The 20,401-nt window shown below is 72.5% G+C and carries 17 protein-coding genes; 4 read left to right on the top strand and 13 right to left on the bottom strand.

Annotated elements, in window-relative coordinates; genetic code table 11:
* Positions 1–21 precede the first annotated feature (21 nt).
* Complete coding sequence (locus OG470_RS29720) at positions 22–645, bottom strand: TetR/AcrR family transcriptional regulator (protein WP_328417589.1); 624 nt, start codon at positions 643–645, stop codon at positions 22–24.
* Positions 646–721: 76 nt separating this feature from the next.
* Here OG470_RS29720 and OG470_RS29715 point away from each other — a divergent pair, with 76 nt between their 5' ends.
* Positions 722–1,129 (top strand): RidA family protein, encoded by a 408-nt coding sequence (locus OG470_RS29715; RefSeq protein ID WP_328417587.1) that lies wholly within the window; start codon positions 722–724, stop codon positions 1,127–1,129.
* A gap of 53 nt (positions 1,130–1,182) precedes the next feature.
* Here OG470_RS29715 and OG470_RS29710 read toward each other — a convergent pair whose 3' ends face one another.
* Positions 1,183–1,956 carry an AAA family ATPase gene (locus tag OG470_RS29710; RefSeq protein ID WP_328417585.1) on the bottom strand — a complete coding sequence of 258 codons (774 nt, stop codon included), beginning with the start codon at positions 1,954–1,956 and terminating at the stop codon, positions 1,183–1,185.
* Positions 1,957–2,179: 223 nt separating this feature from the next.
* Between OG470_RS29710 and OG470_RS29705 the strand changes: the two genes are divergently transcribed.
* Positions 2,180–3,259: a glycoside hydrolase family 19 protein gene (locus tag OG470_RS29705; RefSeq protein WP_328417584.1), complete on the top strand. Its 1,080-nt coding sequence runs from the start codon at positions 2,180–2,182 to the stop codon at positions 3,257–3,259.
* A 158-nt stretch (positions 3,260–3,417) separates the two neighbouring features.
* Positions 3,418–5,067: a glycoside hydrolase family 10 protein gene (locus OG470_RS29700; RefSeq protein WP_328417582.1), complete on the top strand. Its 1,650-nt coding sequence runs from the start codon at positions 3,418–3,420 to the stop codon at positions 5,065–5,067.
* A gap of 15 nt (positions 5,068–5,082) precedes the next feature.
* Here OG470_RS29700 and OG470_RS29695 read toward each other — a convergent pair whose 3' ends face one another.
* Positions 5,083–6,141 carry a zinc-dependent alcohol dehydrogenase family protein gene (locus OG470_RS29695; RefSeq protein ID WP_328417580.1) on the bottom strand — a complete coding sequence of 353 codons (1,059 nt, stop codon included), beginning with the start codon at positions 6,139–6,141 and terminating at the stop codon, positions 5,083–5,085.
* 161 nt (positions 6,142–6,302) lie between these two features.
* Here OG470_RS29695 and OG470_RS29690 point away from each other — a divergent pair, with 161 nt between their 5' ends.
* The gene (locus OG470_RS29690; protein ID WP_328417578.1) at positions 6,303–9,482 is read left to right on the top strand and encodes a BTAD domain-containing putative transcriptional regulator; all 3,180 of its coding nucleotides are present in this window, start codon (positions 6,303–6,305) and stop codon (positions 9,480–9,482) included.
* A 1-nt stretch (position 9,483) separates the two neighbouring features.
* Here the strand turns inward: OG470_RS29690 and OG470_RS29685 are convergent, their stop codons facing one another.
* The 10 genes from OG470_RS29685 to OG470_RS29640 form a co-directional block, all read right to left on the bottom strand.
* Positions 9,484–10,311, bottom strand: coding sequence for an ABC transporter permease (locus tag OG470_RS29685; protein ID WP_328417576.1), 828 nt, complete (start codon positions 10,309–10,311; stop codon positions 9,484–9,486).
* Positions 10,308–11,288, bottom strand: a complete 981-nt coding sequence (locus tag OG470_RS29680; protein ID WP_328417574.1) for an ATP-binding cassette domain-containing protein — start codon at positions 11,286–11,288, stop codon at positions 10,308–10,310. Before OG470_RS29680 ends, OG470_RS29685 begins: the two co-directional genes overlap by 4 nt.
* A 96-nt stretch (positions 11,289–11,384) precedes the next feature.
* Positions 11,385–12,029, bottom strand: a complete 645-nt coding sequence (locus OG470_RS29675) for a response regulator transcription factor (protein ID WP_328417572.1) — start codon at positions 12,027–12,029, stop codon at positions 11,385–11,387.
* The gene (locus OG470_RS29670) at positions 12,029–13,246 is read right to left on the bottom strand and encodes a sensor histidine kinase (RefSeq protein WP_328417570.1); all 1,218 of its coding nucleotides are present in this window, start codon (positions 13,244–13,246) and stop codon (positions 12,029–12,031) included. The genes OG470_RS29675 and OG470_RS29670 overlap by 1 nt, the downstream gene beginning before the upstream one ends.
* A gap of 110 nt (positions 13,247–13,356) precedes the next feature.
* Positions 13,357–15,897 (bottom strand): ABC transporter permease, encoded by a 2,541-nt coding sequence (locus OG470_RS29665; RefSeq protein ID WP_328417568.1) that lies wholly within the window; start codon positions 15,895–15,897, stop codon positions 13,357–13,359.
* Positions 15,894–16,646, bottom strand: a complete 753-nt coding sequence (locus OG470_RS29660) for an ABC transporter ATP-binding protein (RefSeq protein WP_328417566.1) — start codon at positions 16,644–16,646, stop codon at positions 15,894–15,896. The genes OG470_RS29665 and OG470_RS29660 overlap by 4 nt, the downstream gene beginning before the upstream one ends.
* A gap of 85 nt (positions 16,647–16,731) precedes the next feature.
* Entirely contained in the window at positions 16,732–17,457 is a 726-nt protein-coding gene (locus tag OG470_RS29655; RefSeq protein WP_328417564.1) for a cellulose binding domain-containing protein, read from the bottom strand.
* Between the two features lie 72 nt (positions 17,458–17,529).
* Positions 17,530–17,910, bottom strand: a complete 381-nt coding sequence (locus tag OG470_RS29650) for a DUF742 domain-containing protein (protein WP_328417562.1) — start codon at positions 17,908–17,910, stop codon at positions 17,530–17,532.
* Complete coding sequence (locus tag OG470_RS29645) at positions 17,888–18,337, bottom strand: roadblock/LC7 domain-containing protein (protein ID WP_328417559.1); 450 nt, start codon at positions 18,335–18,337, stop codon at positions 17,888–17,890. Before OG470_RS29645 ends, OG470_RS29650 begins: the two co-directional genes overlap by 23 nt.
* A complete protein-coding gene (locus tag OG470_RS29640) occupies positions 18,334–20,361 on the bottom strand; it encodes a sensor histidine kinase (RefSeq protein ID WP_328417557.1) in 2,028 nt (675 codons plus the stop codon). Before OG470_RS29640 ends, OG470_RS29645 begins: the two co-directional genes overlap by 4 nt.
* Positions 20,362–20,401 lie beyond the last annotated feature (40 nt).

The raw sequence follows: 20,401 nt of genomic DNA, 5'->3' as shown, positions 1-20,401 counted from the left end.
CGGACGAGTCGTTTGACGGGGCTATCCGGCTGGCAGGTGCAACTGCTTCCAGCCCTTCTCGACGGAGGAACGGCATTTGCCGGGATCGTCTCCGGTGTTGATGAACAGCGCGGTCAAGAGGGCGACGCCGTTGGCGAGCGTTTGGGACGACAGTGGACCGTTGGCGACCAGGGAGGCCAGCCCGTGGGCGACGGTCCAGGTCTGGGTCGCCACCTCCAGCGGATCGGTGCCGGCGCGGAAGCGGCCGACCTGCCTGGACCGTCCGACGGCTTGCACCATGTACTCCAGGGTCGCGTCTGCGGACTTGAGGTCCTCAAGGTCGAAGTTCGCGTCGAACATGACCCGGTACAGGTCGGGGTGGTCCAGGGCGTTGCCGAGGTAGGCGACGGTCAGGGCCGTCAGGTCCTGAACCGGATCCTCGGAGGTGGGTACCGTAGCGAACCTCGCTGCCAGGCGGGTGAAGCCCTCCTGTCGCAGGGCTTTCCATACGCCCTCCATGCCGCCGAAGTAGGTGTAGACGGCCATCGTTGACATGCCCGTCCCGGCCACCAGTGAGCGGAGGGTGACGGGCTCTCGCGTGCGGAGCATCGTTGCCGCACGTTCGACGAGCAAGGTGCGGACGGCCGGATCCTTTGTTCTCACCATCACACCAGGATACATAACATTGCCATGCTATGTTTTGACCTGAGCGAGCCCGTTGGCTCCACGACGAGGAGGACGCATGGCCATCACTCTGGTGAACCCCGAAGGACTTCCGAAGGTCGACACCCACCGGCAGGTGGCAGTCGCCACCGGCTCGAAGCTGGTCTTCCTCGCCGGCCAGGTCGCCGTGGACGCCGACGGCGGCACGGTCGGCGTGGGCGACCTCGCCGCTCAGGTCGAGCAGTGCTACCTGAACGTCGGCACCGCGCTGGCTGAGGTCGGCGGCTCCTTCGATGACATCGCGAAGCTGACCGTATACATCGTCGATTTCACTCCAGACAAGATGTCTCTGCTGGTGGAGGGGATTGCCCGGGCAGCCGCGAAGCTGGGAATCACTCCGGTCCCGCCGATCACCGGGGTGGGCGTCAGCGCGCTCGCTGGCCCCGACCTCCTGGTCGAGGTCGATGCCACCGCGGTCCTGGACTGAACTGCCCGCCCGCCGGTCGACCCATTTCCCAGGTGATGCATGTCTGGTTCAGGTCAGCCGTCGTCGCTGAAGAGGTGATGCAGATAGCGCTGCGGGTTGGCCAGGAATGATCGGGTCAGCAGCACCGGCTGGGCGTCGTCGTAGTCGACATGGCTGATGACGCCGCTGGGTGCGATTTGCAGGATCCGGGCGTGCGGGACGGCCAGCAGGATGGGGGAGTGGGTGGCGATGACGAACTGTGAGCCGGCCCGAGTGAGATCGTGGATGCGGGTGAGTAGCGCCAGGCAGCCGTGCACGGACAGGGCGGCTTCCGGTTCGTCGAGCAGGTAGAGGCCTCGGGGCTTGAACCGGTGCGTGGCCAGGTCGAGAAATGACTCGCCGTGGGATCGCTCGTGCAGGCTGGCGCCGCCGTAGCCGGCGGCGACGCCGAGCCGGTCGATCTCGGTGGCCACGTTGTAGAAGGACTCGGCGCGCAGGAAGAACCCGGTGCGGGGCTTTCTGATCCCGCGGACTAGTTGCAGGTGCTCACCAAGAGCGGACTCGGTGGCGCGGGTGCTGAACCGGAAGTTGGTTGATCCGCCCTCGGGGTTGAACCCCGCCGCTACCGCGATCGCCTCGATCAGCGTCGACTTGCCGGTGCCGTTGTCTCCGGCCAGGAACGTCACCGCTGGATCCAGCTCCAGCCGACCTGCCGCCCGTAGCCCGGCAACGACGGGCAACGTGAACGGATAGTCCGACACGTTCGCGTCGCCCTCAGCCAGCTCCACCCACCGCAGAAACCCGCCGCCGTCTCGAGGCGATGCCGACTCCTCGTCCCGGCGTGTCATCACCCGACCCCTTGCACCGCTGCCCTGGTTACCGCTTCGACGGTAGCTGCCCAGGACGCAGGACGTCCGACCGGCCGTGTCTGCAGTAGGCAGCGCTGCATTCGCGGCATGGACCTTCGACCCTCGACTAATAGTAAAGATTCCGAACAGAAGATGTTACAGTCACTCCTGTCTATGTGAGGCCGAGTCGTCGGCCGGTCATATCCCAGGAAGGAGTGATCACATGTCGAGACTGCGCGCCCTGGTCGCGCTGGCGGCACTGGCTGTCGCCAGCGGACTGATGGCAATCATCCCGTCGACGGCCGCATCCGCCGCGGCCTGTGCAGCATCGTGGCAGTCCTCGGCCGTCTACACGGGAGGCGCCCAGGTCTCCCACAACGGCCGCAACTATCAGGCGAAGTGGTGGACCCAGAGCGAGGCGCCCCCGGGCACCACCGGGGTCTGGGAGGATCTCGGCGCCTGCGGCGGCGGCACCACCCCGCCGCCCTCTGGAAGCTGCAACCACCCGAACTGGGTCGCCGGCACCTGGTACACCACCGGGGCCATCGTGCGGTTCACCAACGGCCTGTACTACATCGCCGAGCACGACAATCCCGGCTACGACCCCACCATCAGCACCTGGTACTGGGAGCCCTACACCTGCGGCGGCCAACCGCCCACCACCCCGCCCCCCACCAACCCCGGCGGCTTCGTGGTCACCGAGGCCCAGTTCAACCAGATGTTCCCGGGACGCAACTCCTTCTACACGTACTCCGGACTCGTCGCCGCACTCAACGCCTACTCGGCGTTCACCAGGACCGGCAGTGCCACCGTCCAGCGCCAGGAAGCCGCAGCCTTCCTGGCGAACGCGCACCACGAGACCGGCGGGCTCGTCCACATCGTGGAGCAGAACACCGCGAACTACCCGCACTACTGCGACGCCGGCCAGCCCTACGGCTGCCCCGCCGGGCAGGCCGCCTACTACGGGCGCGGGCCGATCCAGCTGAGCTGGAACTTCAACTACAACGCCGCCGGGAACGCCCTCGGGCTGCCCCTGCTGACCAACCCCTGGCTAATGCAGAACGATGCCGCGGTGGCCTGGAAGACCGCCATCTGGTACTGGATGACCCAGAACGGACCGGGCAGCATGACCGCCCACAACGCGATGGTCACCGGCGCCGGGTTCGGCGAGACCATCCGCAGCATCAACGGCTCGATCGAGTGCAACGGCGGGAACCCCGCCCAGGTGCAGAGTCGCGTCACCAAGTACCAGCAGTTCGTTGCCATCCTCGGTGTGCCCGCCGGAGCCAACCTCTACTGCTGACCTGCGGTCGGGCCTCGACGCCCCAGCATTCCTGGGCGCCGAGGCCCGGCAAGCGGGTGGGCTGAAGCGGCCACCGCATGAGCGGCCCGACTTAGCTGAGCGTTAAGTAACGGCCCATCGTGTTTCATCCGCCGGGCAACCCTGGGCAGACTGGGGCAATGCCCGCCGCCGCTCCGCCCGCCGCACCCAATAGCCGTCGTCGTGCCCGAGCGCTCGTCGCAGTGGTCGTCGCGTTCGTCATGGCGATCGTGGTCGGTGCCTGGTCGTTGCGGGACCGGGTTGCGGGCGAAGGCGGCGCACCGCAGCGGGGCAACTCGGTCGCCGGCGCGGCGGGCGACATCCCCACCTGTGCGGGTCGGCCGGCCCAGGCGCCCCGCGAACTGCGTGGCATGTGGATCACGACGGTGAACAACATCGACTGGCCGAGTCGCCGGGGGTTGCCAGCCGAGACGGTGCGGGCGGAGTTCCGCGGGTGGCTGGACCTGGCCGTGCGACGCAACCACAACGCGGTTTTCGTGCACGTGCGCCCAAGCGGGGACGCGCTCTGGCCGTCCAACTACGCGCCCTGGTCGGAGTGGCTGACCGGACGACGCGACGGCCGCGACCCGGGCTGGGACCCGATGGAGTTCATGGTCGCCGAGGCGCACGCCCGCAACCTGGAGTTTCACGCCTGGTTCAACCCGTACCGGGGCGGGCAGCCGGCCACGGTCGGCGGGCCCGGCCCCAAGCTGGACCAGCTCGCGCCGACACACCCGCTGCGGCGGCACCGCGACTGGGTGGTCACCTATCCCAGCGCCGACCGACCCGGCAGCCGCCTCTACTTCAACCCGGGAATTCCCGAAGCGCGCACCTTCGTGGAGGACGCGATGCTGGAGGCCGTCCAGCGGTACGACGTCGACGGGGTGCACTTCGACGACTTCTTCTACCCGTACCCGGAGGCCGGGCAGGACTTCCCGGACGGCGCGGCGTTCACCCGGTACGGCAAGGGCTTCGCGGACAAACACGCCTGGCGGCGGGACAACGTGAACACGCTGGTCCGGGAGATGAGCGAACGGATCAAGGCGATCAAGCCGTGGGTGAAGTTCGGGATCAGCCCGTTCGGCATCTGGCGCAACGCGCGCACCGACCCGGCCGGCTCAGCCACCGCCGGTCTGCAGAGCTACGACGACATCTACGCCGACACCCGACTGTGGGTACGAAAGCAGTGGCTGGACTACGTCGTACCGCAGCTCTACTGGCACATCGGGTTCGACAAGGCCGACTACGCCAAGCTCCTGCCATGGTGGGCGGCCACGGTGAAGGGCACCCGGGTGCAGCTCTACATCGGGCAGGCCGACTACCGGGTGGGCGAGCGTGGCGCCTGGCGCGACCCGGCCGAGCTGGACCGCCAGCTCACGCTCAACCGCCGGCACGGGGTGAGCGGAAGCGTGCACTTCAGCGCCCGGCAGGTGCGGGCCGACAAACTCGGGGCGGTCAGCCGGTACAGCGCGGCGCACTACGCCGGCCCGGCGCTGGTACCCGTGATGGCGCAGCTACCGGCGGCGCCGCCGCCGGCCGCGCCCACGGTCACCGGCGTGCGGCGTGCGGACACCGGCGGGGTGGCGCTGACCTGGCGGGGGGACGGCGCCGCGAGCTTCGCCGTCTACCGGGTGGACGGCGACACCGCCCGGCTCGTCGGCACCGCCCGTGGTACGGGCTGGGTCGACCGCACCGCCCCAGCCGACGGCCCGCTCTCCTACTGCGTGTCCGCGTTGGATCGCAGCGGGAACGAGGGCGCACTCAGCGCTGCCACGTCCGCATCGCCGTGACGTGGGACATCCCCTTCATCGGGGGTGGATGAGGCACATTCCCCCGTGACCGGGCTGGTCCATCGTGGCCAACGCGTGAGGCACCTCGTCGAGGCCGATGGTGCGGGTGATCAGCTCGGCTGGGCGCAGCACGCCGGCGGTGACCAGCCCGAGTAGCTCCGGGTAGGCGTGCGCCGCCATCCCGTGGCTGCCGCGCAGCTCCAGCTCGAACGCGATCACGAGCTCCATCGGCACGGCCGGACGGCCCTGGGCGGTGGGAAGAAGTCCGACCTGAACGTGCCGTCCCCGCCGCCGCAGGCACTCCACCGAGGCTATGCAGGTGGCGTGACTGCCCAGTGCGTCGAGCGACAGGTGCGCCCCGCCGCCGGTCGCCTCCCGAACGGCGGCGGCCACCGCGCCCGGGCCGGTGAGGGTGCTGCCGTCCAGGCAGACCGTGGCACCGAAGCTCCTGGCCAGCTCGAGCGCGGCGGGGGCGATGTCGATCGCCACCACCCGCGCGCCGCAGGCCGCGGCGATCATCACTGCAGAGAGTCCCACGCCGCCGCAGCCGTGCACCGCCACCCACTCGCCGGCGCCGACCCGCCCCTGACTGACCACCGCGCGGAACGCCGTGGCGAACCGGCAGCCGAGCGCCGCCGCGGCCGGGTAGTCCAGCTCGTCGGGGAGCCGGACCAGGTTGACGTCGGCATTGTGCAGCGCGACGTACTCGGCGAACGACCCCCAGTGGGTGAAGCCGGGCTGCGTCTGGCGTTCACAGACCTGCTGGTCGCCCGCCAGGCAGGCCGCGCACTGCCCACACGCGCAGACGAAGGGTGCGGTGACCCGGTCGCCGGGCCGCCAGCCGCGTACGCCGGTGCCGACCGCCGTGACGACGCCCGCGAACTCGTGACCGGGGACGTGTGGCGGTCGGATGTCGGAATCGTGCCCCTGCCAACCGTGCCAGTCGCTGCGGCACAACCCGGTCGCCTCGACACGGATGACGGCGCCCCCGGGTGGCGGCACCGGGTCCGGGACGTCACGGACCTCGGGTCGGACGCCGAACTCGTCGAAGATCACGGCACGCACGAGCTGCATCCTCACACGCCCACGGATCGGCGGGCGGCCCACCCCGCGCCTTCAGCAGCCGCTCGGGCTCCGGGTATGCGTCCCGCGACCTGAACCCCGATCCTCGGGGCAAGCGATGACCACAAGCGGGTGGCCGGCGACCCGGCCCACCGGTGGGGGATGCTGGGTCCGTGCAGATCACGATCCTCGGCCCGCTCGCCGTCGACGGCCGGCCGGTCCGGGGCGAGCGGCTTGCGGCGGTGCTCCGCGCGCTCGTCGACGCGCGCGGGCGGGCGGTCTCCACCGCGCTGCTCGTGGACGCCGTGTGGGACGGCGCGCCCCCCGACGACGCGCCCGGTGCCGTGCAGGCGCTCGTGTCCCGGGTACGCCGCCTCGGGCTGCCCGTGGTCGCGGTGCCGGCGGGATACCGCCTGCCCGCCGAGCAGGTCACCGTTGACGCGGTCGAGGCGCGGGCGCTCGTCGAGCGGGCGCGTGCCGTACTCGGGACCGGTGACGTCCTTGCCGCCCGCAGCTCAGCCGACCAGGCCCGTGCCCTGTTCCCCGAGGTCCCGGAGCTCGTCACCGCCGCGGACGCGCGCCTGTTCGCGGACGTCGCCGCGCTGCGCGCGGAGGCGGCACTCGCCGGTGTGGGGCCGTACGACGAGGCTGACCTGCGCAGGCTTGTCGCGCGTACGCCGCCGGACGAGCCGTCGGCTGCCCTGCTCGTCCGGGTCCTCGCCGCCCAGGGCCGGGACGCGGAGGCACTGGAGGTGGTCGAGCGGCTGCGCGCCGAACTGGCCGACCGGTACGGCAGCGACCCGTCCCCCGTGATCACACAGGTCCACCTGGCGCTACTGCGCGGCGAGCTCACCACCCCGGCCGTCGTGGCACCGCCCCGGCAGCCGGCGCGGATTGCCCTGCCCGCCGCGTGGCGCCGCCCGGTTACCGCTCTCGTCGGCCGGGAGCAGGACGTCGAAGCGGTGCGTGCGGCACTCACTGAGGCGGCTCTGGTGACGATCGTGGCGACCGGCGGTGCGGGCAAGACCCGGCTCGCCGCCGAGGTGGCGCGGCGCGCGGCGGCGGCCGGGCAGTCGGTACGGGTGGTCGAACTCGCCGGACTGCGCTCGCCAGACGAGGTGCTGCCCACGGTGCTCGCGGCGCTTGGAGGCGCGGACACCTCGGCGACCGGCGGCAACCTGGGCCTCGAACGGAGGGTGCTCAGCCCCGAGGAGCGCCTGCGCGCCGTGGCACCGGACGTCGATGGGCTCGTCGTACTGGACAACTGCGAGCACGTTCTCCACGCGGCGGCCACCGTCGTGGCCGACCTGCTGGCGGTGACCTCGCCGGAGGTCGCGGTCCTCGCGACCAGCCGGGCTCCGTTGGGCCTGGCCGGCGAGACGGTCCACCGACTGACCGTGTTGCCGGACTCCGACGCGCTCGGGCTCATCGAGTCCCGGGCGAGAGCCGGCGGTGCGGTGCTGACCTGGGACGCCGAGCGGGCGCTCGCGCTGTGCCACCGGCTCGACAACCTGCCACTGGCGCTTGAACTGGCCGCCGCACGACTGCGCCACATGCCGATCGACGATGTGCTCGCGGGGCTGACCGACCGGTTCGCGCTGCTCGACGATGCGCTGCGCGGCCTGCCGGAACGGCACGCGAGCCTGTGGGCGATGGTCGACTGGAGCCGGGAACTGCTCACCCCCGACGACCAGGCGCTGCTCCAGCGGCTCGCGGTCATCCCCGCGCCGTTCACCGCGGACCTCGCCGCCGCGGTCGCGCAGACCCCGGACGTACGACGCGGCCTGGCGACGCTCGTCGAACAGTCCCTGCTGACCCTGATCGAGGGAGAGGGCCCGCCCCGCTACCGGATGCTCGAAACCGTCCGCGAGTACGGTGAAGCCCGCCTCGACGCGGCCGGCAACCGGGCCTGCGCCATGACCGGCCTGGTCGGTTGGGCTCGGGAGCTGGCCGTCGCCCTCGCCGGCCGGTTCGTCGGCCCCGGACAGGTCGAGGCGCTCGACCACTGCGCCGCCGAGCAGGACAACCTGATCGCGGGCCTCCGCTGGGCGCTCGGGCACGACGACGAGCCGGCCGCGATCGACGTCGCCACCGCCCTGCTCCACCTCTGGACAGTGCGCGGCCTGCACCTCGAGGTCGTCGGTTGGGCACGCGGCCTGTTGCACGTCGAGGACCCGGAGCGACGCCGACGCTCGGCGACCCTGCGCGGCCGGGCCACCGGCCGGCCACTGCCCGACGCCGACCGGCTCGCCTGGACGTGCCTCGTGATCGGGGTGAACGCCGGCATCAGCGGTGAGCTGCGGCTCGCCGTGCTGGCCCGGCGGGCCCTTCGGACACTCCTGGCCGAGCGGCCCGCCGAGGTGTCGCCCCGGCTGACCGCGCTCGCGTCGGCGTTGCCTGGCTTCGACGAGTCCGATCCGGAAGAGAGCCTGAAGAGCGCGGCCGAGATGATCGCGCACCCGGACCCGTACGTGCAGGCGCTCGGCCTGTTCGCCCGCGCGGCGGTACGGGAGAACGGCGGCATGCCGCAGGCGTCGATCGTCGACGCCGAGCAGGCGTACCGCCGATTCGAGGTTGTCGGTGACCACTGGGGCATGGCGATGGCGGCGGGAGCCGTCGGGCAGTTCCTGATGCCAGGCGGGGAGGCCCGGTCGGCCGAGTGGCTGACGCGCAGCGTTTGGCACATGGAACTGGTCGGCGCCACGCAGGACGCGCGGTCGATCCGGGTGCGGCTGGACGTGCAGCTCGCCCTGGCCGGCGATCCGGAGGCGGAGCGGCGGGTGGGCGAGACGGCGACATCGGGCCAGGCCGAGCAGATGGACATCGCGCAGGCGCGTCTCGGCCTGGCGCACCTCGCCTGGCAGCGCGCCCGGTACGACGAGGCACTCGCCCACGCCGACGGGGTGACCCGCACTCTCGCCGAGTGGGCCGGGCCGCCGCCGCAGCCGCGTGCCATGCTCCGGGTCGCGGTGGCGGTCCTGTACGTGCGGGTGGCCGAGGTACGGCGGTCGTCGGCGGATGACGCCGTCTCCCAGGCCGCCACCTTGCTCGCGCTCGCCGCCGCCGACGCGCTGTCCTCGCGGGACCTGCCGGTGATCGGGGCGTGGGCGCTGGGCGGCGCCGAACTCGCCGCGTACCGGGGCGATGTCGGTGCCGCCCGCGAACTGTCCGCGCTCGGTACGCGGATCGGCACCCACGTCGAGACGTTCTTCCCGCCCGGGCACGGCGAACGGCTCATCGCCGCCCTCGGAGACGAGGAGCAGCGTGAGCCGTTGCTGGCCGCGTGGCGCGAGCGGCCGGTCGCCGCCGCCGTCGCCCGGATCCGCGAGCTGATGGACGACCTGCTCGCCTAGGTCAGATCTTCTTGCGATACGCGCGCAGCGCCAGCGGCATGAACACCGCCACGAAGCCGGCGCACCAGGCGAGCGTCCACCACACGTGCGAGCCGACCGGCGTGCCGAGGAACAGTCCGCGCACCGCTGCCACCAGGTGGGTCATCGGGTTGACGTCCACGAAGGCCTGCATCCAACCGGGCAGGGTGTCGGCGCTGACGAACACGTTCGACGCGAAGCTCAGCGGCATGATCAACGCGAACATCAGGCCCTGCACCGCTCCCGGGGTACGCACCTTCATGCCCACGAAGACCGGCAGCCAGCTCAGGCAGAGCGCGAACAGCACCGCGAGCAGGCAGCCGGCGATCGCACGCAGCGGGTCGGAGTCGATCCGGAAACCGAGCAGGTAGCCGATCGCGAGGGTCGAGATCGTGACGATCACGTACCGGACGACGTCGCCCAGGACCGCGCCGAGCAGTGGCGCGGAGCGCGGGATCGGCAGCGACCGGAACCGGTCGAAGATGCCCTTGGCGATGTCGGTGTTGAGGTTGACGCCGATCGCTATGGCGCCGGTGGCGATGGTCTGCGCCAGGATGCCGGGCAGCAGGAACTGCAGGTAGTCGTGGGTGGAGCCGGCGACCGCGCCGCCGAAGATGTACACGAAGATGATCAGGAACAGCACCGGTTGCAGCGTGACGTCGATGAGCGCCTCGGGCGTACGCCAGGTCTTGATGAGGCTGCGCTTGGCGAGCGCCAGTGAGTGCCGGACCAGCCGGAACGGCCGTGGGTTCGGGGCGGCCGTCGAGAGCACAGGGCTCGTCGTGGGGTCTGTGCGGACGAGGGTGCTCATGCGGCGACCTCCTTGAGGCTGGTGGTGTCGTCCTCGGATGCGGTCCGCCCGGTGAGGGTGAAGAACACCTCGTCGAGGCTCGGCAGGTGCAGGGAGAGTTCGGTGACCGCGATGCCGGCGGCGGCGAACCGGGCGACACTCTCGGTCAGGGCCCCGTCGTCGGCGACCGGCACCGCGAGCACACCCTTGCGGATCTCGTCGGCCTGCGCCCCGGAGCCGACTTCGGACAGGATCGCCGCGATCCGGGACAGGTGCGCGGGGTCGGACGGCCGGACCTCGAGTGTCTGCCCCCCGACCACCCGCTTGAGCCCTTCGGGCGTGTCGTGCGCGATCACCCGGCCGTGGTCGATCACCGTGATCGAGTCGGCCAGCGCGTCGGCCTCCTCCAGGTACTGCGTGGTGAGCAGGACGGTCGAGCCGTTCGTGACCAGCGACCGGACCACGTCCCACATGTCCTCGCGCTTGGCCGGGTCGAGCCCGGTCGTCGGCTCGTCCAGGAAGATCACGTCCGGCGAGCCGACGAGACTGGCGGCCAGGTCCAGCCGTCGCCGCATACCGCCGGAGTAGGTCTTGGCCTGCCGGTCGGCGGCGGCGGTCAGGTCGAACCATTCGAGCAGCTCGGCGGCCCGCCGCCGCGATCCGGTGCGCCCCAGCTCCAGCAGGGTGCCGAACAGCTCCAGGTTCTGCCGCCCGGTCAGGTCCTCGTCGACCGAGGCGTACTGGCCGGTGAGCCCGATGCTCTGCCGGACCCGCTCGGCGTCGGGTACGACATCGAAGCCGCCGATCCGGGCGGTGCCGCCGTCCGGGGTCAGGAGCGTGGAGAGGATGCGTACGGCGGTGGTCTTGCCGGCGCCGTTGGGGCCGAGCACCCCGAGCACCGTCCCTCGGGGCACGGCGAGGTCCACGCCTTGGAGCGCCCTCGTCTTCCCGAAGTTCTTCACGAGGCCCTCGGCCTCGATCACCAGGTCAGATGTCATGCCGTAGATCGTGCGCGGGGCACCTGACACCGCCCCGACACGGCACCGACACGCGACCGACAAGGCGGCCGGCCGGGCCGAGCCGCGTACGGCTGGCTAGTGGTTGAGGTAGGCGAGGACCGCACGAACACGCCGGTTGGCGTCCTCGGCCGGCGGCAGGTCGAGCTTGGCGAAGATGTTGGTGATGTGCTTCTCCACCGACACCGGCGCCAGGACGAGCGCGGCGCAGATGGCCGCGTTGGACAGGCCCTGGGCCATGAGGCCGAGCACCTCTCGTTCCCGTGCGGTGAGCCCGTCGACTCCGTGGTTGCGGCTGTTGCGGGTGAACAGCTGGCGGACCACCTCCGGGTCCAGGGCGGTGCCACCGTGGGCGACCCGCTCCACCGCGTCGAGGAAGTCGTCGAGAGCGGTTACGCGGTCCTTGAGAAGGTACCCGACACCGCCCCGGCCGTCGGCGAGCAGTTCCACGGCGTAGGCCCGTTCGACGTACTGGGAGACGATGAGCACCTTGGTGTCCGGGTCCGTGGCACGCAGCGTCAGAGCGGCGCGGAGCCCTTCGTCGCGAAAGCCGGGTGGCAGTCGAACGTCGACGATCGACAGGTCGGGTCGGTGCTCGGTGACGGCCGCCAGCAGGGCGGGTGCGGTGTCGACGGCGGCGACGACGGTGTGGCCGGTGTCGGTCAGCAGCCGTACCATGCCGTCCCGGAGCAGCAGCAGGTCCTCGGCGATCACGATGCGCATCAGTGGGGTAGCTCCGCGGACAGGACGGTGGGACCGCCGGGTGGACTGGTGATGGTGAGCCGGCCGTCGAGTGCCTCGACGCGGCGGCGCAGACCGTCGAGCCCGGATCCGGACGGGTCGGCACCGCCCTGTCCGTCGTCGGTGAGCGTGACGGTGACCGTGCCGGCGGTTCGGGCGAGGGTGACGACGCACGTCCGGGCGTCGGCGTGTTTGCCCGCGTTGGCGAGACCCTCGGCGATGACGAAGTAGGCCGCCGACTCGACCGCCGGCGGGTAACGGTCGTCCGGGTCGCCCCGAATCTCGACGCTGAGCGGGCTGTCGCCGGCCAGGGCGGCGACAGCGGCGTGCAGCCCCCGGTCGGTGAGGATCGGCGGATGGATGCCGCGTACCAGCCGGCGCAGCTCGGTGAGGGCGTCGTCGAGCTGCCGGCGGGCGAGGTCCACGTCGGATGCGGCGGCCGCACCTGCCCGCAGCTTGCGGGCAGCCAGTGCCAGCGTCATGCCGGCGGCCACGATCCGGGCCTGGGCGCCGTCGTGCAGGTCCCGCTCGATCCGACGCAGCTCCGCCGCCTGGGCGTCGACGACCCGACGGCGGGTCTGCGCGAGTCGGGCAGCTTCCTCGACCAGGTGCCGGTGCGCGCCGGGCGCCAGGAGGACCCGGGCCGTACGGGCCTGGAGCAGCCCGGCGGTCCGCAGGAACCACGCGGTGACCGGCAACAGCAGCACGCCGAGGACGGTCAGGCCGAACCGGCCCGGCACCGTCGTCATGAGCGGACGCATCGGGAACGGTGCGTGCGGGTTCGGCACCGCCCACGCCCATACCGGCGCCACAACGGCGGCGAGATCGACGACGGTGATCACGATGGCGGCGATCCCGCCTGCCAGGCCCAGCGGAAACAGCGCGACCAGCCAGGCCAGGTCCCGCCAGGTGGCCGGTTGCACGGCGACCGCGCTGACCCGCTGCCGCATGGTTGCGCCCTCGATCGGCAGGTACGGCGCGGCGATCGCGGTGCCGAGCACCCAACCGGCCCGGTGCCGCTCCAGGTCGGCGAGGCGCCGGGTCACCCAGGCGGCGCCGAGGAACGCCGGGCCGCCGAGCTGCGTGATCGCCAGCAGACCGACGCCGAGGGTGGACGCCACGGCCCAGGCGAGGCCGACGACACCAGCGACGAGGCTGCTGAACAGGTACGCCAGCGCCGACATCGTTGTGCGGATCATCGCGGCGATCGTACCGGCGGCGCGCCGGCACCGGACCGCGGCCGCCGGCCGGATCCGGCCCCCGACGATCCGGAGGACGGGTCCGAGCGGCGATCCAGCCGTGCGCACGGTCAGCGTCCGTCGCTCAGGGCCGGCAGGCTGCGCCGCCGCAGCAGGACCCGGGCCGGTACGGCACCCGCGACCAGCCCCAGTGCCGCGACACCGCCGAGCATCCCCGCGTACGTGCCGGCGTCGACGAACACCCGCAACGTGCCGTCCTGCGCGGTACTGAACGCGCCGACCACGATCGCGGTGACCAGGATGCCCAGCACCAGCCCAACGGTGACCGTGATCGTCGCCTCACGCCCGACGAGCCGGTGGAGCTGCCCGGTCGTCGCCCCGGCCAGCCGCAGGCCGGCGAACTCGCGGCGACGCGCGGCGGTGGCGATGGCGAAGGTGTTGACGACCGCGATCGCCGTGAAGCCGAGGGAGATCACCACCATGAGCTCCCAGGCGCCCTGCTGGTTCTGCGCGTCACCGGCGGGTGCCGCACCGAGCGTGGGGGTCAGCCGCAGGCCGGGCCACGAGGCGGCGATCCGGTCCGGTACGTCGCCGCGGTAACGCAGCCCGACCGTACTGACCAGTCCGCGCGGGTCGTGCGCCGCCACCAGGTCCGCGGGTAGCGTCAGGTCGCCGAAGCCACGCGCTCGGGCGTACACCCCGGCGAGGCGCAGTTGGACCTGGTGGCCGTCGGCGAGCCAGATCTGCACGTCGTCGCCCACCCGCCAGCCGTACTGACCGGTCACGTATTCGCTGGCGGCGAACGTGCCCGTGCCCGGCAGCGTCCCGGCGCGAAGATCGAGGTCGAGCACCGCCTCGGTGCCGGCGACCAGCAGACCCTGCGTCGCGTAGTCCTCGGGCTTGCCGCCCTGCTCGACGATGGCCCGCGTCGGCAACGTCGCCGCCGCACCGGTCACCCCGTCGAGAGCGGTGAGCCTTTCGACGACTCCGAGCGGAAGTCCGCCCGGAGCGGTCACCTGAGCCGTCGCGGCCGCGGTCCGCTCCGCCTGTTCCTGCGCCGTCAACTCGTCCAGCAGGGCGCTGTTGAGCAGCATGGTGGCGTTGATCGCGAACATGAGCACGAGCGGGACGGCGACCGCCGCGACCCGTCGCGGCTCGGCCCGGGTGACCAGGCCGGCCAGCCAACCGGTCGCGCCGCCGGCGCCGACGAGGCGGGACACCGGCGCCGTCAGCACCCGGACCAGCACCGGGCCGAGGGCCGCGACCGTGCACAGCAACAGGGCGGACGACATGAAGCTCATGCCCATCCCGAGCGGCCCGTCGAGCGGAACGAAGATGAGCAGGGCGATCGCGCCGGCGGTGGTCACCACCGCGACGGCGGTCCGCAGGACGAGGCCGCCGGTCGGTGCGTTCGCGGTCTCGGCGAGTGCCTGCGTCGGGGCGATCCGCACCGCTCGGCGGCCGGCGATCCGGGCACCGACGAAGGTCACCAGCATCCCGGCCACCGCGGCGGCGAGGAGCACGATCACGTTGGTCTGTACGACGAACTGGGCCGGCACCGCGCCCAGCTCCCGGAACCGGGCGGCCACCACGTGGGCGAACACCACACCCAGCGGCGCGCCCGGCAGCGCGGCGACCCCGGCGAGCAGGAGGCTTTCCACGCCGAGGAGGCGGCGCAGCTGACCGGGGGTCGCGCCGGCGGTGCGCAGGAGGGCCAACTCGCGCAGGCGCTGGCGTACGCCGAGGGTGACCGTGCCCGTGAGGACGAAGACGGCCGAGAACGCCGTGATGCCGATGACGAAGCCGAAGATCGAGATGGGACCGATGTAGTCCGGCAGGGCGCCGGGCAGGTCGGCCCGGACCCGGTCGGCGCCGGTGAGCACGGGCGCCTTTCCGGCGACCCCTTCGACGGCGTCGCGGAGCGCGACCGGATCGGTGCCGGGTCTGGCCAGGACGGCCACCGCGGTCGGGCCGGGCAGCCCCGACACCGACGCCACCTCGCTGTCGGCGAAGAACAGCGCGCCCTGGGCGGGCAGCCCGTCCCGCCCGGCCGGTGCGGCGACACCGGACACGAGCATGGTGCGGACCCCGGTCTTGGTGGTGACGACGAGACGTCCGCCCGCCGTGGTGCCCGACCGGTTGGCGAGGTCGGCGTCGATGACGACCTGGCCCGGGCCGGGTGCCTCACCGGTGCGCAGCGAGTACGGGGTCAGCGGTGCGGAGGCCCACCCGTGTCCGATCACGGGAGCATCGTCGGCACCGCGCAGTGGACGTCCGTCCGGCGTACCTGTCTGGACCGGAAAGGCGACGTCCGCGACGGCGGCCGCGACGCCCGGAAGGTTGCCCAGCCGGCCCGCGAGGTCCGCTGGCAGCGAGGCGGCGCCGGTGAGCCGCTCGGACTTGACCTTGCGCTTGACCTTGACCTTGTCCTTCTTCTGCTTGGTGGTGACCATCTCGAGGGTGACGTCGCGGTCGCCCGAGACGACGATCGGCGCGGCCGCGAACCGGTTGGCCGGCGGCTTCGCGGTGAGCACGGAGGCGAGCAGCAGACCGCCGCCAGCGAGCAGGGCAACGGCCAGCAGCGCGGCGAAGAACGTGCCGGCGTACGCGCCGCGGTGCTGGCGCAGGGTGCCGAGAGCGAGCCGGATCATCGGACGGTCACCGCCATCATCTGCGCCGCGACCTTCTCGGCGGTCGGGTCGGCGAGTTCCGTGACGATCCGCCCGTCTGCGAGGAACACCGCGCGGTCGGCCCACGCCGCCGCGGCCGGGTCGTGCGTCACCATGATGACCGTCGTGCCGATGCCGTCCACCGCTTCGCGCAGCAGCCCGAGCACCTCGCGGCCGGTCGACAGGTCCAGCGCCCCGGTCGGTTCGTCGGCGAAGATGACCTCCGGACGGCTGGCCAGGGCGCGGGCGAGCGCGACCCGCTGCCGCTGGCCGCCGGACAGTTGGCCGGGCCGGTCGTTCTCCCGTCCGGTGAGCCCGACGCGGCGCATCACCTCCCGCGCCCAGTCCCGGTCCGGTCGTACCCCGGCCAGCCGCTGCGGCAGCAGGACGTTGTGCCAGACCGACAACGCGTCCATCAGGTTGTACGACTGGAAGACGAACCCGACCCGCCGCCGCCGTGCCTGGGTGAGCTGCGGCTCACGCAGCCCGCCGATGTCCTGACCGGCGAGGAGCACCCGTCCGCTGTCCGGCCGATCCAGGCCCGCCGCGCAGTGCAGAAGCGTCGATTTGCCCGAGCCCGACGGACCCATCACCGCGCAGAACGAACCGGCCTCGAAGGCGACCGACACGCCATCCAACGCCCGGACACCGCCCCCGCCGGCATAGGTCTTCGTCACGTCGAGCACCTCGACGACCGGCCCGCGAGCGGGGGTCACATCGCTGTTTCGCATAGCGGAAAGCCTGGTCGAGGTCGCGTTTCCGGAACATACGGCGACCCATGATCTCGGTGGTGGGGAAACCCCTACCGTCGGCTGCTCAGTCGGGCAGACCGGTGCACGCGACCCCGTCGATGGTGCACGCCGTGGGGGCGGAGCCGACCGTCGAGCCGTTGACCCGGAACGTCACCTGCACCGAAGCGCTGCCGGCCACCTGTCCGGCGCTGCCGTCCGGTACGAACGTCCACACCGCTCCGTTCTGGCTGGCCCGAGCGCCCTCGACCGACGTGACCCGCAGCGAATCCCTGGGCAGGGTGACGACGAGCGTCCACCGCGTCACCGGCACCGGTCCGGGATTGCTGATCGTCACGGCGGCGCCGTAGCTGAGCAGGGCGTTCTCCGCGATGGCAAAGTCGCCGCGCAGGGCGGCCGGCGTGGGTGCGGCCGCCGAGGCGGTCGGTGCGGGGGCGCTGGTCGACGGTTCGGTGGTGGACGGGGCTGGCGGGGGAGTGGACCTCGTCGGGCTGGTGGCCGCCGGTCTCGCCTGCGCCCGGGGCGTACCGACCTGCGGCGTGCCCACCTGCTCGGCGGACGGCGGCGGGGCGAGGGTCACCGGTGCCAGCCGCTCCGGCGTGCGCAGCACCCCGATGATGGAGACCGCAGTCGCGACCAGCACCCCGAGCGCCGCGATCAGGGCCACCCAGGTGGCCCGCGAGCCGTCGCCGCGACCGGGGAGCGCCCGCCGTACGGCCGCGGCGATGGCCACGATCCGGTCCAGCAGAATGATCGCCGCGGTACGCCGTGGCTGGGGCGGAGTTGCCGGCACTACCTGTCTCCCCTTCAGTTCGTCCCGGACGGGCGCCCGCGACCCTTCCGGTCGCCGTGGCGTTCGCTCGGCCTACAGCGCGCGAAGCCCGACGAGTATCGCCTCAAGCAGGTCCTCGGACGGCAGCTCCGACAGCGACGGCGGTTGGTGCGTCTCGATCAGCCCGGCCGCCAGCAGGTCGCTGAGCAGTACCCGGACGGTGCCCAGGGGCAGATCCAGCTCGGCGCCGACCTCAGCCACCGACAGTGGATGGTGACACAGCTCGACGATCCGCGCCTGTTCGGGGAAGAGCGGTGCGTCAGGCGTGGCCGCCCGCCGGGCGACGACCAGTGAGATCAGATCGAACTGCCCGCGCTCGGGTGCGGTGCGCCCGCCGGTCATCGTGTAGGGGCGGGCCACCGGGCCGGCGTCGTCGTCGTACCACGCCTCGTCAGCCGTGCCGGTGGTGTACACCAGTGTCCCCGCTCGTCGCCGAGGAGGCCGGTACCAGGCGGACCGGCAGGTGCCTTTCGGCCTGCCCCACGAAGAGCGCCACCTCGTACGCCATGTCGCCGACCTCGGCGTCGTCACCGGCAATCCGAACGGTGAGGATGGTCCCGTTCCGGATGGTGGCGATGAACAGGAACGACCGCGACATCTGCACCACGATCTGACGCAGCCCGCCCGCCTCGCACGTCCGGGTGGCGGCCTGCCCCAACGCCAGCAGGCCGGCGACCACACCGGAGATCTGTTCGGCCAGCTTCGCCTCGACATGCCGGGAACCGCCGAGCGGCAGCCCGTCCGGAGAGAGCACCACGGCGAACTCCGCGCCGGGTACCCGGTCGACCAGGCGGTCCAGGGCGCCGGTCAGGCTGTCGCTGGTGGCCACTGCATGCGTCATCGATGTCTCCTTGTTGCTCTTGCTACCGGCAGTTCGACGGTCTCGGGGCCGGCGCCGCCGGTTTCGCGGCCGGTCGGCCCGGGTTGGCGGATCCGCATCGGCAGCTCGCCGTGGCCGCTCGGGTCGGCCGCGTCGGCTCCGCCCCGGGCCGGCGGGTACGCGAGGCCGGGGGGCGACGTGGCCGTTCCGTCGCCGGTGCCGGCCCGGCCACCACCGGCACCGGTCACCGTGACCAACCCGGCCGGGAGCAGCACGATCGCCGCCGTCCCGCCGCGCTGGCTGGGACGCAGCGAGATCCGGGCGCCACAGCGGGCGGCGAGCAGGGCGGCGGTGTACAGCCCCGCCGGCCCGACGGGCGGGCCGTTCGGTGGCGGGTTGCCGAGCAGGTGGTTCGCCTCGGCCAGCGCGGTCGCGTCGAGGCCAGGCCCGTCGTCGACGACCACGACCGCGCAGCCCTGCGGCCGGTGCTCACCGGCGACCCGGACGGTGGTGTCCGTCGACGAGAAGGCGAGGGCGTTCTCGATCAGCTCGGCCAGCAGGTGGATGACGTCCGTGACGGCGGGACCCGCGAGCGACCACGGCCAGTGCGGCGCGATCAGGACCCGGTGGTACTCCGGCGCCTCGGCGACCGCGCCGCGCGCGATGTCGAGCAGTGGCACCGGGCGCCGCCATCGGCGGGCCGGGGTCGCACCGGCGAGGGCGATCAGCTTCTCCACGTTGCGCCGGACCCGCGTGGTGAGGTGGTCGAGCTGGAACAGCTCGTCGGCCTCCTCGGCGGCCCGCTCCCGCCGCTGCATGCCGTCCAGCAGGTTGAGCTGGTCGCGCAGCAGGACCTGGTTGCGTCGGGTCACCCGCAGGAACAGGTCCTGGGTGCGCTCCGCCGCCGAGGCATCCCGGGCCGGGACCGGGGAGTGGACCTCCGCCGCGACGTCGGGGCGGGTCAGCGCGGTGCCGCCCGGCTCCGCCAGGCCACCCGGTGGCTGCCGCCGATCGCGGTCGGTGCCCGACCGGGCCAACCCTTCGGTCAACCGGCGGACCGTGCCGGCCCAGCTCAACAGGACCGCGATCACCGCGATGAGTCCGAGCCCCACCACCGCGCCGGTACGCGCCACGACCACGGCCGCACCCGGCGTGGCCCGCTCGACACTGCTCCGCGCGGTGGTCGTCACCAACTCGTGCAGCGCGCCGAGGGCGTCGTCCGCAGCGGCCCGCCAATCCGCCATGGTGATCCCGCTCAGGGCGTTGGCGCTGCCTGCCCGCAGCAGCATGTCCTCCAGGGCGAGCAGGCCGGCGAATCGGGGGCCCGCCGTGAGCCCCTGGTGCTCGCCCCGACCGTCGACGGGCAGCCCGGCGGTCGCCTCGGCGCGTGCGTACCGCTGGTTGCTGATCAGTTCGGCCAGACGACGCCGCTGGTCGGCGTCGACCGGGTCACCGGTCAGGGCGGCGCTGACCAGGGTGTCCTCCCGGGCGAGCAGTTCGCGGGCGCGGGCCAGCGCGATCACCGCACGGGTGTCGGCGGCCAGCTCGCTCTCGTACGCGCCCCACTCGGGGCCGTACACGTCGAATGCGACATCGACGAGCTGGTCGTACCCGTCGACCGCCTCGGCCGGGTCGAGTTGCTCGGCGTCCACCTGGGACCGGATGGTGCCCAGTCCGTTCAGCCGCCGGACCAGCTCGTCGGCCCGGTCGCGGACCGCGCCGGCGGTGAGCAGCCGGAGGTCGGTGCCCTCGGTGAACGCGCGGACCTCGGCCGCGGCCCGGTCGGTCCCCTCGCGTGCCCCGCCCAGCGCGGTCGCCGGTAGCCCGGCTCCGGCCCTCGTCTCGGCGGTGAGCCGGCGTTCGGCCTGCAGGCTCAGGATCAGCCGGTCAATCGGCTGGCCCAGGGTGTCCGCCAGGGCCCGCACCCGGAGCAGGTCGGCGGCGTCCTGGCTGGTCAGGTAGGCCGCGTACGACCAGAGCGTGAGCAGCACGACCGCCAGCGCGACGAGCCTCATCCGGATCGGCGGGTCCTCGGGCCGCGTCACGTTCCGCTCCGCTCGGCCCACCGGCATCCGGCGCACGGCG

It is taken from the genome of Micromonospora sp. NBC_00389 (genome assembly GCF_036059255.1).
Classification (GTDB): Bacteria; Actinomycetota; Actinomycetes; order Mycobacteriales; family Micromonosporaceae; genus Micromonospora.
This window is presented reverse-complemented; position numbering and strand designations above follow the sequence as displayed.